Origin of the sequence: Desulfobacula phenolica (assembly GCF_900105645.1) — a bacterium.
Classification (GTDB): domain Bacteria; phylum Desulfobacterota; class Desulfobacteria; order Desulfobacterales; family Desulfobacteraceae; genus Desulfobacula; species Desulfobacula toluolica.
This window is the reverse complement of the sequence record NZ_FNLL01000011.1, coordinates 1-14,803: the sequence shown is the minus strand read 5'-3', so window position 1 is coordinate 14,803 and position 14,803 is coordinate 1. Positions and strand designations below refer to the sequence as shown.

The window sequence follows — 14,803 nt, the reverse complement described above, 5'->3', positions numbered from 1 at the left end:
AAAGCGCATATGTTTCCTCCTTAAGGTGTATATCCCCAATATTCAAGTGTGGTTTGCCCCCCAAAGTTAGAAGCTAGTATTTTTATTTTTTATTACAGGAGATTGCCAACATGGCTAATGGTATCGTAAAATGGTTTAACGACTCAAAAGGTTTTGGATTTATCGAACAAGAAGACGGCGGAAAAGATGTATTCGTGCATCATTCAGGCATTAATACAACCGGTTTTAAATCCCTCAATGAAGGGGATCGTGTTTCATTCGACATCGAAGAAGGACAAAAAGGTCCTGCCGCAACAAATGTAACCGTGCTTTAGTTAGCCGTTTTACTTAAATTTTGAAAAAAAGTCACTTCTGTGACTTGAAAAAATAAAGTCCCTGAGCAATATCCTTGTTCAGGGATTTTTTTTGTTTTTGCAAGTATCTTAGAACATAAAGGCGGTTAAGGCACACTGAATCATTTTTCACTGGCCATACTCCATAACGCCTTGACCCGAGGATTGACAAGGTTTTTTTTTCGGGTACACAGCCCGATGACAAAGGGCGGCAGTACAGGGGCACCTGACAGGATTTTTACCTGGTTTAAAAAAGGGCTTTTTTCAAGCACCATCCTGGGAACAAGACCAATGCCACAGCCAAGGCTGATCATGACAATGATAGCCTCATTGCCAGCAACCTGGGAATAAATATTGGGAACAAAATTTTCCTTTGCAAACCACTGGTCTATGCGGTCCCGACTCAACCCGTGATCCGGAATGATTAACGGGGTCTGTTCCCAGTCTATCCCATCGATCGTATGAATCACTATATCAGGGTATTGCAATGGTGCGATAAAAACCAGCGGTGTCCTGGACAAGGTTTGAAAAACAAGGTCTTTGGGTAATGTGTCAGGCAGGGCAGCAATGGCCACATCCGCATCCTGGTTTGACAGTTTTTGCAGGGCTTTTGCCGCATCCCCGGTTTCAAGGTGTATCCGGACTCTGGGATGGGTCTTTCGATACCTTGCCATTACGCTGGGAAGGATGCCATAGGCTGCGGTTACAGAGCAATACAACGACAGCTCGCCTTGTAAAATATCATCGGACGACAGCTCGTCATGGAGCCGATTCCACCTCCGCAAAACATCATCGGCATATTTTTTAAACGCCATTCCGGCCGACGTCAATTCCACGGAGCGGTTGTCCCGGATAAAAAGCGTTTCACCTACCTCTGCTTCCATCCGCTGGATCACCCTTGTCAATGCCGACGGCGTGATATAACATGCCTGGCTGGTTCTTGCAAAATGCAAGGTGTCTGCAAGGTGCCTGAAAAGCTTTAAATTTCGAATATCCATGTTTCAATGCTTAACACTATGTTTTAAATTTTGCAATAATACATCAGTTGTATATTAATAGTTGCAATATTAAAGCAGGGTATAATATTGCAATATTCAAAACATAACATTGCAAATGATTCATTTGACGCAATTATAAATATGGTCCATTAATACAAGAAGTTAATTTCGTAAAACACTTGAATTGTATTTATAAGGAGAATACCATGGGCCAAAATTATTTTAATACCTTGCCATTGAGACGACAATTGGAAGAACTTTCCCAGTGCCGATTTATGGATTCATCTGAATTCAATGGCGTTGAAGCCTTGAAGGGCAAAAAAATAGTCATAGTGGGGTGCGGTTCCCAGGGACTTCACCAGGGACTAAACTTGAGAGACAGCGGTCTGGATGTATCCTATACCCTTAGGGACGCAGCCATTGAAGAAAAACGTCAGTCCTGGAAAAACGCAACTGAAAACAAGTTTTCTGTGGGAGCCTATGAAGAGATGATTCCCCAGGCTGATCTGTTGATCAACCTGACCCCGGACAAACAGCACACCAATGTGATTGAATCAGTCATGCCTTTGATGAAACAGGATGCGTGTCTGTCATACTCTCACGGCTTTAATATTGTGGAAGAGGGCATGCAGATCAGAAAAGATCTCACCGTTATCATGGTTGCACCAAAGTCTCCCGGAACAGAGGTACGGGAAGAATACAAACGGGGATTTGGCGTACCCACATTGATTGCCGTTCACAAGGAAAACGACCCCAGAGGCGAAGGGATGGAACTTGCCAAAGCCTATGCCTGCGGTACAGGGGGCGACAGGGCAGGGGTACTTCATTCTTCTTTTGTGGCGGAAGTAAAATCAGATCTCATGGGAGAACAGACCATCCTTTGCGGTGTTCTCCAGACCGGGTCTTTGCTGTGCTATGATAAAATGATTGAAACAGGCGTTCCTCCTGAATATGCTTCCAAACTGGTTCAATATGGATGGGAAACCATTACAGAAGCCTTGAAACACGGTGGTGTCACCAATATGATGGACAGGTTGAGCAATCCTGAAAAAATTGTTTCCCAGGAACTTTGTGAAGAATTGAAAACTATTCTTACTCCTTTGTTCAACCAGCACATGGACAACATCATGTCCGGCGAATTTTCTAAAACCATGATGGAAGACTGGGCAAACGATGATGCCAACCTGCTCAAATGGAGAGAAGAAACCTCCCAGACTGCTTTTGAACAATCCACCCCAACAGATCAGGAGATCCCGGAACAGGCATATTTTGACAATGGCGTTCTTATGGTTGCCTTTGTCAAGGCAGGTGTGGAACTGGCATTTGAAACAATGGTCTCAACTGGTATCGGTGAAGAATCCGCCTACTATGAATCCCTTCATGAACTGCCCTTGATTGCAAACCTGGTGGCACGCAAAAAACTTTATGAAATGAATGTGGTCATTTCCGATACAGCCGAATACGGATGTTATCTGTTTAACCATAAGGCCGTTCCATTGCTTTGTGACTTCATGAAAAAACTTGATATTGATGTCATAGGTAAAGGTTTGACGGTTGAAACCAATGGCGTGGATAACATAAAACTTATCAAAACCAATGAGGCCATCCGTTCCACAGGTGTTGAACGGATCGGAAAAAAACTGCGCGGATACATGGGGGCCATGAAACCCATTTCTTAAGCCTGGTTTTTTATATGATGCCCATCTCAATATATTTTATATGATAAGGGGTTTGTTTTTTGTTGTGGCAAGTCAATCTGCCATGGCCGTTAGTTGATAATTTAAAAAGCGCATTGTTTCAAAAATAATTTTTTAAAACAATGCGCTTTTGTTTTTAATTTTAAATGCAAACGCAAAACCCAATGCCGGATTTGATTTGGTCTGTTTTTTAAAGATTTTGCATTGTTTTTATCAGATTGTTTGCAAGAACTGCACTGGTTATGCCCAAAGATTCCGGGTCAAGATAAAATTCCGAATGTTTTTGAAACAGCACAGTACATTGAGCAGGAAATTCTTCATCCCTGTCGTTAAACAACAGCAAAAGCGATATCCGGGGAAGGGCGTCAAACTTTATTGCCAGATCATAGGGCATGTCCGCTTCGTAACGGACCCCGCCCAGTTTTTTACCGGCTTTAAAAAGTTCATCAAGCCTGCCTGAAAAATGTTTGAGAATAACCTGTTCTGTATCGCTTTTAAAAAAGTTTACATTGGTAAAATGGGACGTTTTTTTAAAATCCTTAAATGACACCCATTTTGTATCATTGTGCAATTGCTCGGGGCATAACAAAATATATTTGGCAAGGATGACACAAATCCTGTAATCCGGCCTGTTGCCTGATGTATCCGTTATTTCATTTTGCGAAATCAGGTAATGGTAATCTTTGTTAAAAAAACGAATCAGTATTTGATCCTCATCTGTTTCAATTCCAAGTATATTCTGTATGGACGCAAGATTTGTTTTAGCGATTTGGTCGCAATAATCACGGTAGTATTTTTCAAATATTTCAGAACTCTGGTTCATTGATGATCCTCCCGGTTAAAAGGCTTTTCTATAAAGGTCATGGCAGATCACTATGCCACAACAAACAATGAAAGATATTTAATTTCATCAGGTTAAAAGTTCTTTCATATAAACTGCCACGGGCAGACTTGGTCTCTCACCCATGTTTGCCCACAACAAAGATGAAAAGTCTTTGTATGAATTTTTTAAGACTTTCATATAAAAAGATCTATATATTATTGAATTTGATAAATCAGATAAAGAAAAAAAACATCCCCCATATGGGGGGGATCTGATTTTTTTATGAATCAAAGTTGATTTTATGCAAGACCAGACCAGAGGATGGTGCAATGTGCCGCAGAGGTCTGTTATCTTTTCCTTCAAGTGATTCCTTAATGTCGCCCAACCTTATTTCCCCCCTTCCAAGACTCAAAAGCTGTCCCATGATCAGCCTCACTTGATACCTTAAAAATCCTGCTGAATGTATGTGATAGGCATAGGTTTTATCCGGGAAGAAATTGGCTTTAAAAATTGTGTTTTTTTTGATCTTGCTGACCAGGATTTCTCGTTTAAACTTTGTTCCTGGCTTTGGTTTTGTGCAATATTTTATAAAATTATGTTTGCCTTTAAATAATAGTGCACCTTTTTTCATCAAATCAAGATCAAGGTCATACTGAAATGAACTTATAAGTGGGGCACTGAAAGGGTGGCTCTTTTCTCCAAAAGAAAATAAATACAGATACTCTTTGATTCTCGGGGCATTAATGATATTGAAGTTCTTGTCCTTTTCTTCTATTTTTATCACCTTGATATCGTTGGGTAAGTTTTGGTTAAAATCCATGAACAATTGATTGGTGTCTAACGGATCATTGACAAAAAGTTCAAACGCGGAATGATTGGCAGATACTTTTGCATCTGTTCGGCTGGTTCCTAAGATTTTAAAGTCTGTATGGCCTAAAATAAATTTTGTTGTTTTTTCGATCATAAATTCAATGGTTTTTAATCCGGGTTGTTTAAGCCAGCCATGGTATCGGTAACCCATGTATTGAATATGAATCAGGTAGTAAAATTTTTTCATAAAAATTTTTCCATTCAATGGGGAAGGTTGTTTTTCAAAAACAGATCATATTGTCCCGGCATCCTAATAATGCACAACAAAGAATGTGTCAACCTGAACTTTGATTGCCATATGATGGCGCAAAAATAAAAGTTACGGGTTTATCCAGTGTCTTTTGAGCTGGAAAACAACAGTTGAAAAGGTCATAAAAAGCTGCTTGCATTTGTATTGAAAAATGTTATGTTTTTATTAAGAGTTTGAATATCCCTGGAAAAACAAAATCTTAGTGTGAGGCTCAAAAAAAGTTTTTTTCGTTAATTTGGGATCTTTGCTAACAAAATAGGGCTCAAGCCTCGAAAGTACCTTGCCATGAATCAAAGAACAGATTTTTTTGATACTGTCGATCATCAAGATTTTTGCAACGATAAAGAAAATTGCAAAGATAAGAGTCGGTTCAAAGACAAGGATCATCACAACACTAAGGATCGTCGCAAAAATAAGGACCGTCGAGTCAACAAGGATCGCCGATCAAAAGGGGAAAGACGTTATGATTTTCGTGAAAAACCAAATCGTCAACGCAAATCCATTCGCGCTTGGTTACGTTCCATCATAAATGCACGGCTTGGTATTGACAGACGAAAATATGACAGAAGAAGAGTCGCAGACAGAAGAAAACCACACAAAAACAGTATTCTTACCCGGGAAGAAATTGAATATTTTTTATAAATGCCACTGGCCGATCTGGTATTTTATTTAAGTAGGATGCAGATATCCCCCTTGCCGGTCATGTTGGAAAGGGGGATGAATGTTTATGCCACAGCAGCCTTAAAACCGTCAAGACCAAGCCGGTCGATCATTTTGCCGAGCCGTTCACCAGGTTTTGCATTTTCCTGATAATGGGCAACCACTTTATCAATAGCATCCATAGCGCCTTGATCATCTAAGCCTTCCAAAAGTACGTCACCAATACGGGGGTGGGCACCGACATTTCCGCCTATGGTTAATGTCCAGCCGTCTTTTTTTCCGATCAATCCGATATCCCTGACCCAGGATTCGGCACAACTGAGATGGCAACCGGAAACAGCCATTTTAAATTTTCCCGGAAGCTTGAATCCGTGATATTTTTTATCCAGCTTCATGCCAAGACCAAGAGAATCCTGCTTGCCTATTGTGCAGAACGTATTGCCGGGACAGCTGCGGATGCTTCTGACACACAAGCCTACGGCAGCACCCTTATCCAGTCCCAGTTCTTCCCAGGCACTGTCAATATCTTCTTCTTTGAGTCCCACAATGGCAATGCGGGTTGCGCCGGTAATCTTAACGGCCTGGGCATTATATTTTTCAGACACGTCGGCTATTTTTCTCAAAAGATCCGGGGTTACCACTCCGCAGGGAATATGGGGGGCAATGGCATAGGTTTTTTTGTCTTTCTGGGGGATGGCTCCTTTTTCTCCAAGTTTCAGCATTCTTTTTGTCTCCTTTGTTGTGTTTTTTTATTTTGCCTCTCATTTAAAACAGCACAAGCAATTAAAACAGCACAAGAAATAGTCGATTAAGACAATTAAATCATATTTTGATATTCTTGTGATCTGCGGTTAATAAATTTTTTTCTTAATATTGGGGTAGCAGATTTTTGTGAAGATAACAACATTACTTTTATATTTGGTACATGCTTATTCAGACATGCCAAACCGGTATTTGATTTGCTTTTATGTTTGATGGGTATCATTATTTGAATCATTTCATCATTGATTTTATTAATTCATCACACATTTGATTGGCACGAAAAAACCTTTGCCCATCCTACCTTGTTGTATTGTTTGATGTTTTTATGTAACAAAGCATATCGGGACAAAAACAAACGAAAGGCAGCCCGCAACCGTTCGATATGATCAATTAATAAAGGGTTCTTTTTTTAATAACTGCCACGGGCAGACCTGCTCTTTTACCTTGGTTTGCCCACAACAAAGATTGAAAGTCAATGTTTGAATTTTTGAAGACTTTCATATAAAAGATCAATCCGTAAAAAAATTTTGCCGTTGGAATAGGTCTTGATTTTTCATATGAATTTGAATAATTGTATAGGGTTGTGAAAACAGCCTTTATATTATGGAGAAATCAATAAAAATGGTGGTTGAAAATGATAATTGATGGTCATGCCCATTTGTTTCACCCGAAAGTTATCTCCAATGTTAAAAAAAAAGAGGAGATGGTTGACTTCCTGGGGTTGCAGGCAGACGGGGCAGAAGATAGAGTTGGCGTGTCGTTCCTTGAAGATGAACTGAGGAGCAATGCGGTTAAGGGATGTTTTATTCTTCCCACTGCAGGGGCAAAAGAAGTTGGCAAGGTCAATGAATCATCTTACAGGACGGTTGAAACCTCGGATCTTTTGTATACGGCTGGCACACTTCATCCTGAATACAGCGACAACAGACAAGAGCTTGTAAAATTTAAGCAAAGAAATATTAAAGGGATAAAATTGTGTTCCTTTTCCCAGAAATTTGCTTTGGATGATCCCAAGACCTTTGATATGTTTGATTTGATCCGACAGTTCAATATCACTGAACAGTCTGGGTTCTTTGTGATTATAGATACCCTGTATGGGGCAGACACCTTTTTTGGAGGTGATTCTGAACATAATACAACACCGGAACGGTTAGGCAGTTTGGTTAAAAATTTTCCCGAGATTAATTTTATTGCAGCGCATATGGGTGGATTGGCAGCGCCGTTTAATGATATTCGCACTCATCTTTGCCCCATGGACAATCTGTTTTTTGACACCTCAAATGCAGCCCATGTGCTGGAGGAAAATCAGTTTGTTGCTCTTTTAAAAGCCCATGGGCCGGAGCATATTATTTTTGGAACCGACTGGCCCTGGTTTACCCATGCACCGGAGATTGATTTGCAACACCGTATGCTCGCCAGGGCAGGCTATTCCAAAGACGATATGGAGCTGGTGTTTTCAAAAAATATGATCCGGCTGCTGGGAATTGCCGTTTCTATGGATTCAGGAGTTTAAAATGCAAGCAACAGATGATTGGGGCCATGACCCCAATGTCAGAAAAACACGGGACTATTTTTTCCGGATGGAGACCATGGACTTTGAGCTGATAAAGCGTTCGGGCATATCTTTGTTTGATCCGCAGCTTCGGCCTGCCAGGGAATTGAGATTCAGCTTGTTTGAGAATACCTGTTCCAGGGCTGCGGAAAAAGGGATGCTTTTGGATGAAGATACGGTTTTTGAACTGTTCAAGCTTTGTCAGGACATGGCATTCAAGAATTGCGGATTGCCTGTGTCTTCTTTGAATTTACCCCAAAATCCGGAACTGGTATCTTTGGTTGAGGAGGGGTTGAAATGATTCGATTAAGACTGTTTGGACGATGCCGCATTTATCATGATCCGGTCAGCCCTGTTTTAAAGGAACCTGCACAGATTGGATGGGATTCCTGGTTCAGGGATATTGATCTTGTCACACCCCGGAAATTAAAGGGAAAAGAACTGCTTTTGCGTACTCGGGGCTGGTGGTCGGTCGAACCAAGTCTGGTGGCCGATGTCGTGGAAAAATACGGGAGGCTTATGGTCGGTGAAAAAGGGGAACTCATGGTTGAATTCCACAATGAGGCGGACATTGCCGCACTCTCCTTAGACCTGACTGAAAATTTTAAAGATCAGATTCTGCTGGCCCCCTGACCCCTGTTTCTTTATTTATCCCATGGGGAGGCAACCACCAGGATAACGCAGGGTTCCGTCCCGTTATTGAAAAGGCTGTGGGCAGACCCCACAGGAATCCAGGTGGCATCTCCGGGATTAACCTGCTGTTCTTCATAATCAACCCGCATGATACCTGTACCGCTTGCAACAAAATAGATCTCTTCCATTGGGTCGACATGGGACTCAATTTCTTTGCCGGGTTCAAGTCTGGCAATGGCCAGAAAACCAAGCTCTTTTAAAGTTCTGCGGTCCAGAATCATCTGGGCAATGGCACCGCCATGGGCTCTGTAGGTGGTGTCAAGCACCTCTTTATCATTTATATTTCTTACGATCATGGTGTTTTGTCCTTTGCTTGAAAAAAAAACAGAAGACCAAAAACAGACAACCCCCGGATCAAATAAATTTAATCCGGGGGCTGTCTTTTATGGTAGATGCTTTTTTCAGTTAATATAATCTAATCTAAACTTATATCATATTATTTGCCACAAGTTCACAGATGTCTTGTGTCTTGACCTCTTCTTCTTTACCCAGCTCTTTCATGCCGTCTTCGAGCATGGTTAAGCAGAACGGGCATGCCACAGCTACATTCGGTGCATTTTGACCGACAATTTCTTCGGCTCGTTCTATATTGATTCTTTTGCCGATTGTCTCTTCCATCCACATTCTTCCACCGCCGGCACCACAGCAAAAACTTTCTTTGCCATTCCGGTCAAGTTCTGTGAGACCATCTTTTGATATGGACTGCAGAAGTGATCTGGGTTGGTCGTAAACCTCATTATATCGACCCAGATAGCAGGGATCATGGTAAGTCAAAGATCCTTCCAAAGATTTGTTCAAGGTGATTCTGCCGGATTTTACAAGCTTTTCAATAAACTCAGTATGGTGAATCACTTCGTAATTTCCGCCCAGTTGCGGGTAATCATGCTTCAGCGCATTGAGACAATGGGGGCAGGCTGCAATGATTTTTTTAACCTTATATCGGTTCAAGGTTTCAATGTTTTCCTGGGCCATCATCTGGTAAAGCATTTCATTTCCCACACGTCTGGCAAAGTCACCTGTGCATTTTTCTTCTACACCCAGGATGGCAAAACTGATACATGCGTTTTGCAGGATTTTGACCAAACTTGCGGATACTTTTTTGGTTCGATCATCAAAAGAACCGGCACAGCCGACCCAGAGCAGATAGTCCACATTCGGGTCCTCAGCCATTGTTTTGACACCAAGCCCCTCGGCCCAATCAGCGCGTTTGTCATACCCGATACCCCAGGGATTGCCATTTCGCTCAAGACCCTTAAGAGCTACATTCAACTCTTTTGGATAGGCTTCCGCCATTAAGGTTTGTCCCTGTCTCATGGCAATGATGCGGGGAACATGTTCAATTGTCACAGGGCAGACTTGTTCACATGCCCTGCAGGTAGTGCATGCCCACAGAGTGTCTTCGGAGATCACATCACCGACAAGTGTTTTTTTGCTGTTAAGTTCAGCCATCTGGGCTTTGATTTCATCTGTTGGTTCTGCGTTTTCATTCTTTTGAAGTGTGACAGGCAGCTTTGTCGCTTTGATAATGGTATTCAAAAAAGAGGTAACCATCACACCAAAAGCCGTACCTGTGACGGCTAATTTCCCTCTTTGAATAATGTTGCTTGCATTATCATATAGTTCATGTTTCAGGCTGTCGTTAAAGTCATACAGATTTAAGGGCTTGTCTGTAATATAAGCTGGGCAGACATCTTTACATCGACCGCACTCGGTACAGGTGTAAAGATCCAGTCCCTGTTTCCAGTTGAGCTGGTGTATATGATTGACTCCCAGGGATTCATCTTCCCAGACCGATTCATCTTCCAGATCCAGAAGCTTGATTTTTTCATGGGGATAACCCAGGTTCTTTAAAAATACATTGGGAAGAGATGTTATGACATGAAAGTGTTTTCCCAGGGGCAGAAAATTAAGAAAGGTTAATTGTGTGATAATGTGCAGCCAGAACATACTGGTCAGTATAACTTGGTTAGTACCTGCACTTGTCCAGGAGATAAGGCTTGCAGCTCCCACGGCAACAGGTGTCCAGAGAAATTCGGAACCGTATTGGGGATTATTTAAAAAATGCAGATGCTCCGGATTATTATGCAAATTGATCAAATTATATCGGGCACCGTCAATCAAGAGATCGGAAATCATTAAAACCACGATCATGCCTAAAACAAAATATGCTTCCCATGTATTGTGCAGTCGTTCAGGTTTAACAATCGCCCTGCGATAGATGGCATAACCCGCCATCAATAGAACAATTGCTTCCATGATATCTTTTAAAGCAATATACAGATATCCCAGTATTGATCCGTCTCCAAAGAAAGGCAGCTGAAATCCTTTTACAAACCCCTCTCCGTAAAGATTCAGGCTTCGGATCAACAAAACGCAGAATCCCCAGAAGATGAAAGCATGCATAATACCGGCAGCCAACTCTTTTTTTCTTCCCACCAGGCGCTTTTGACCCAGTGCGATAATCACCATATTTTTAATTCGTTTTTTGATCTGATTGGCTCGATCGGCAGGTTCAAGTGCCATCATCAATCGAATTTTATAATACATTGTGCGACTGAAAATCGCCAGCCCGACTATGAGCAGTAAAGACATAAAAAGGGGATTCATAGATACCTCATCTATACAATGAATTTGCTGTGAATGTGAAAGGCAATTTCAAAAAAAGTTTTCATGATTTTGAAATTGCCTTTTTAAATTAAAAACCTTGAACTAACTTTTGATTTTTTTAATCTCTTCTCGAAGAACCGGAACCACCTCAAAAAGATCTCCTACTATACCATAGTCAGCCACGTTGAATATGGGTGCTTCAGGGTCTTTATTAACAGCCAGAATTACTTTTGAGCCGTTCATCCCTGCAAGATGCTGAATAGCACCTGAAATTCCAAATGCCATATAAAGGGAAGGAGCAACTATTTTACCGGTTTGTCCGACTTGTTTGTTGTGTGCCATAAAACCACCATCCACCATGGCGCGGGAAGCACCAAAACCTGCTGTAAGATCGTTGGCCAGTTCTTTTACAAGATCTACACCGGCTTGATCTTTGGCACCTCGTCCAACTGAAATAACGATGTCTGCATCGGCCAGATCAATTTCACCGCTTGCATCAGATATAAGTTCTTTGATAACAGCTTTTAAATCAGCTTCCGGAGCAGCAAGTTTGACAACGTTTTCAGTTCCTGTGATGCCTTCGGTTGCCTCAAATGCCCCTGCTCTGACAACGGCAACCAATTGTTCGGTATTTACTTTAATGCGTTGGATAACTTTACCTGCGATGGCAGGTCTAACTACTTCGATTTGGTCTCCATCCAGAGTTACGTCTGTAATTTCACTTGCACAGGCGGCATTCAGTTGGGCTGCAACCCTTGGGGCAACGGCTTTACCGCTTTCGGAAAAACCAAACCAGATCTGATTGGCAGCAAATTGTTTGGCAGCATCAACAACACACGCTGCAAAAGGACCTGCAGAAAATAGTTCAAGACTGGGATCATCTGCAATGTATTGAGTATCAGATCCTGCATTTGCCAACTCAGAGCTTAGAGATTCTATATTGCTTCCAACGGCCACAACCGCTGTTTGTGCACCAATGGCTTTGGCTTTTGATAAAAGTTCGGCTGTGCTGCCTTTTAAAACACCTTGTTTGATGTCTGCGATTACGAGTACTTTAGCCATAATATTGTTTTCCTTCTATGAATCCGGTTAATGTCCAATGATAATAGTAAATTTTTATGATTAAATTTCTTATAACACCTTTGCTTCATTGGCAAGAAGACCAACGACTTTGGCCGCAATTTCAGCCGCATCGCCTTCAAATTTTTGACCGGCCTGGCGTGTTTCCGATGTCATAAATTCAACAACTTCCGATTTAGGCGCACCACCTCCGACTTCATCAAAGGAAGTTCCCAGTGCAGCCAGATCCATGACTTGGATTTTCTTTTTCTTTGCCATCATGATGCCGCGCATTGCCGGCAGCCGAGGTTCATTAATACTATCACTGACCGTTACAACGGCAGGTAACTCAAATTCAATAATTTCAGTTCCGGCATCACCTAAGCGGGATGCTTTAATGTGCTGATCATCTATAACTTCCAAGGCGACTACATTACTGACACAGGGAATTCCCAGATATTCAGCCAATATGATTCCTGTCTGTCCGCTATCTGTATCCTGGGCTTGCTTGCCCGTGATGACCAGATCATAATTTTCTTTTTCATAAACCTTTTGTAATACCCTGGCCGAGATTGATGAATCAATTTTTTCCAATGCAGGATCATCAATATGGATTGCGTTTTCAATTCCCATGGCATAGCATTTGCGGATAACATCGGTGTTGTCTCCGCCACCAACGCTTACTAAGGTTGTTTCTGCATTGTTATTTTCTTTGAGCTGGACTGCGGCTTCCACTGCGTTTTCATCCCAGGCGTTTATTACATATTGCAGCCCGTCTTCAACAATGGCACCGTCCTTCACATGGATGTTCAATTCAACATCGACTACTTTTTTTACTGTTGTGAGAATTTTCAAATTGTCCTCCTAATTAATTGGGTTCGGTCGCTTTAAAATAAATCGAGTGATTTTCTTTTTGCACCTTCATTTTTTTATGATGCGGTCCTCACCGCATAGTACTAATAGTTTAGACCCTTCAAACGCACAGGCGAGCGTCATGTTAAGACTTTGGCCCATTTGGACGGCAAGGGCGGTAGGCCTTGATTTGCTGATTATCATCGGCAGATGAGCCCGGGCAGCTTTTTGAACCAGTTCATAACTGATCCTGGAAGATAAAACCAAGAGACTTGCCTTTGACAGTGTCCTGTCCATAAAAGCTTTTCCAATGGCTTTGTCCAGAGCATTGTGCCGACCCACATCCTCGGCAAACGTGAGTATTTCAAGCTGATCATCAAACAATAATGCGGCATGAGATCCCCGTGTTCTAGGATAATAGTTCTGTTTTTTTGAAAGCATTTTAACGCAGTTAAAAATACCTTCAATATCTACTTTAAATCCGTCTTCAGCCGGGATTAATACCTGGTGAAGATCCTTGATCAGTTGTTTGCCGCAAATACCGCAACTGGTCTGGCTGATATAGCTTTTTCTTTTAAGAAGGTCAGGGATTTTTTTTTTTCTTTCAGGGGTAAGCCAGATATCAACAATATTTGGATCAAGATTTATATCATGTCCAATAGTCTTAAAATCATCCGGGGAATCTACAATGCCTTCCCCAAGGCATATCCCTGCTGCATGAAACACCTCTTCTCCCGGCGTTCTCATTACTACTGAATACGGTTTGTCTTCAACGCGAATCATAAGGGGTTCTTCTCCAATCAATTCAATAGAATCAATTTGACAAACCCCTTTTTTATTACAGTGAAGCGCTTGGTAAAACGTTGTGTTCTTGCCTGCACTCAATTATTCGTACTCCTTGAGATGTAGGGTGTGCTTTTATTGGGTGTTGTTTACCACTGTCGAATCTTAAAAAATGAGGACTCATGTTAAACAACACCCGTATCTTGCTTCCCTGTAAAAAATTTTTTTGCCGGTCAATTCCGTTTCTTTGTATCCTATTTTTTTGGTTCAGTTTCAGGAAAAGAAAGAGATTGTGCCAGCACAAAAGCAGCCTGGAGATAGGAAGTCGGGCATAAAGGAAAGCATTCTTTGCAATCGTTACACTCTACAGCCGCTATTTCAGGTATAAAGCTGATCTCTTTGTTTATTCCCCTGTCAACAAATCCAAGGGCATGTTTTTGTGCCACTTCCGCGCAGTATCTGACACAAAGACCGCAGTGAACACAAAAAGAAGGATCTTTTTCATACCGGTCTGCAACAGCACCATACTCTTTTGCCATTTTCATCAGTTCCGGAGAATCCGGAGCATGAGCCATCAGCAGTTCTATGATGGTTTTTCTGATTCTGTCGACCTTTTCAGACCTGGTCCTGACAATTATATTTTCTTCCACCGGATAAACGCAGGAAACAACGAGCTTTGTCCAGCCGCGAACTTCTACTTCCACGATGCAGACGCGGCATCCCCCGAATGGTTCCAATTTTTCATGGTGACAGAGAGTGGGGATATATATCCCTTCATTTTGAGCTGCCTCCAGAACGGTCATCCCTTCCGTTGCCTTTACTTGTTTTCCATCAATTTCAAATTGGATTTCACTCATTTTACTTT

At 41.7% G+C, this 14,803-nt stretch carries 16 protein-coding genes; 6 read left to right on the top strand and 10 right to left on the bottom strand.

Going from position 1 to position 14,803, the window contains the following annotated elements; all coding sequences use genetic code 11:
• Positions 1-110: 110 nt before the first annotated feature.
• On the top strand, positions 111-314 hold the full coding sequence (locus tag BLT94_RS16755; RefSeq protein ID WP_014955883.1) for a cold-shock protein: 204 nt from the start codon (positions 111-113) through the stop codon (positions 312-314).
• Between the two features lie 140 nt (positions 315-454).
• On the opposite strand, the gene ilvY is transcribed toward BLT94_RS16755, so the two are convergent.
• Positions 455-1,330 carry an HTH-type transcriptional activator IlvY gene (ilvY, locus tag BLT94_RS16750; RefSeq protein WP_092236631.1) on the bottom strand — a complete coding sequence of 292 codons (876 nt, stop codon included), beginning with the start codon at positions 1,328-1,330 and terminating at the stop codon, positions 455-457.
• A gap of 206 nt (positions 1,331-1,536) precedes the next feature.
• Here ilvY and ilvC point away from each other — a divergent pair, with 206 nt between their 5' ends.
• Positions 1,537-3,009 (top strand): ketol-acid reductoisomerase, encoded by a 1,473-nt coding sequence (ilvC, locus tag BLT94_RS16745; protein ID WP_092236629.1) that lies wholly within the window; start codon positions 1,537-1,539, stop codon positions 3,007-3,009.
• 208 nt (positions 3,010-3,217) lie between these two features.
• Here the strand turns inward: ilvC and BLT94_RS16740 are convergent, their stop codons facing one another.
• Entirely contained in the window at positions 3,218-3,850 is a 633-nt protein-coding gene (locus BLT94_RS16740) for a DUF3786 domain-containing protein (protein ID WP_092236627.1), read from the bottom strand.
• 280 nt (positions 3,851-4,130) lie between these two features.
• Positions 4,131-4,907 (bottom strand): tRNA pseudouridine synthase A, encoded by a 777-nt coding sequence (locus tag BLT94_RS16735; RefSeq protein WP_014955887.1) that lies wholly within the window; start codon positions 4,905-4,907, stop codon positions 4,131-4,133.
• A gap of 348 nt (positions 4,908-5,255) precedes the next feature.
• On the opposite strand from BLT94_RS16735, the gene BLT94_RS16730 reads away from it, so the two are divergent.
• The gene (locus BLT94_RS16730; RefSeq protein ID WP_092236625.1) at positions 5,256-5,612 is read left to right on the top strand and encodes a hypothetical protein; all 357 of its coding nucleotides are present in this window, start codon (positions 5,256-5,258) and stop codon (positions 5,610-5,612) included.
• Positions 5,613-5,695: 83 nt separating this feature from the next.
• Here BLT94_RS16730 and BLT94_RS16725 read toward each other — a convergent pair whose 3' ends face one another.
• Positions 5,696-6,352 carry a nitrite/sulfite reductase domain-containing protein gene (locus BLT94_RS16725; RefSeq protein WP_014955889.1) on the bottom strand — a complete coding sequence of 219 codons (657 nt, stop codon included), beginning with the start codon at positions 6,350-6,352 and terminating at the stop codon, positions 5,696-5,698.
• A 674-nt stretch (positions 6,353-7,026) separates the two neighbouring features.
• Between BLT94_RS16725 and BLT94_RS16720 the strand changes: the two genes are divergently transcribed.
• The 3 genes from BLT94_RS16720 to BLT94_RS16710 are packed head-to-tail and all read left to right on the top strand — an operon-like array spanning position 7,027 to position 8,577.
• Complete coding sequence (locus BLT94_RS16720) at positions 7,027-7,905, top strand: amidohydrolase family protein (protein ID WP_092236623.1); 879 nt, start codon at positions 7,027-7,029, stop codon at positions 7,903-7,905.
• A 1-nt stretch (position 7,906) separates the two neighbouring features.
• Positions 7,907-8,245 carry a hypothetical protein gene (locus BLT94_RS16715; RefSeq protein ID WP_092236621.1) on the top strand — a complete coding sequence of 113 codons (339 nt, stop codon included), beginning with the start codon at positions 7,907-7,909 and terminating at the stop codon, positions 8,243-8,245.
• Entirely contained in the window at positions 8,242-8,577 is a 336-nt protein-coding gene (locus tag BLT94_RS16710) for a hypothetical protein (RefSeq protein WP_092236619.1), read from the top strand. Before BLT94_RS16715 ends, BLT94_RS16710 begins: the two co-directional genes overlap by 4 nt.
• 11 nt (positions 8,578-8,588) lie before the next feature.
• Here the strand turns inward: BLT94_RS16710 and BLT94_RS16705 are convergent, their stop codons facing one another.
• The 6 genes from BLT94_RS16705 to BLT94_RS16680 all read right to left on the bottom strand — a co-directional run.
• Entirely contained in the window at positions 8,589-8,933 is a 345-nt protein-coding gene (locus BLT94_RS16705; RefSeq protein ID WP_014955893.1) for a cupin domain-containing protein, read from the bottom strand.
• A gap of 130 nt (positions 8,934-9,063) precedes the next feature.
• Positions 9,064-11,244: a (Fe-S)-binding protein gene (locus BLT94_RS16700; RefSeq protein WP_092236617.1), complete on the bottom strand. Its 2,181-nt coding sequence runs from the start codon at positions 11,242-11,244 to the stop codon at positions 9,064-9,066.
• Positions 11,245-11,346: 102 nt separating this feature from the next.
• Positions 11,347-12,306 (bottom strand): electron transfer flavoprotein subunit alpha/FixB family protein, encoded by a 960-nt coding sequence (locus tag BLT94_RS16695; RefSeq protein WP_092236613.1) that lies wholly within the window; start codon positions 12,304-12,306, stop codon positions 11,347-11,349.
• A gap of 69 nt (positions 12,307-12,375) precedes the next feature.
• Complete coding sequence (locus BLT94_RS16690; RefSeq protein ID WP_092236610.1) at positions 12,376-13,158, bottom strand: electron transfer flavoprotein subunit beta/FixA family protein; 783 nt, start codon at positions 13,156-13,158, stop codon at positions 12,376-12,378.
• A 66-nt stretch (positions 13,159-13,224) separates the two neighbouring features.
• Positions 13,225-14,040 (bottom strand): formate dehydrogenase accessory sulfurtransferase FdhD, encoded by an 816-nt coding sequence (gene fdhD / locus BLT94_RS16685; RefSeq protein ID WP_014955897.1) that lies wholly within the window; start codon positions 14,038-14,040, stop codon positions 13,225-13,227.
• 152 nt (positions 14,041-14,192) lie between these two features.
• Positions 14,193-14,803: 2Fe-2S iron-sulfur cluster-binding protein (locus tag BLT94_RS16680; RefSeq protein WP_245743158.1), on the bottom strand; the 611-nt coding region annotated here is incomplete at its 5' end.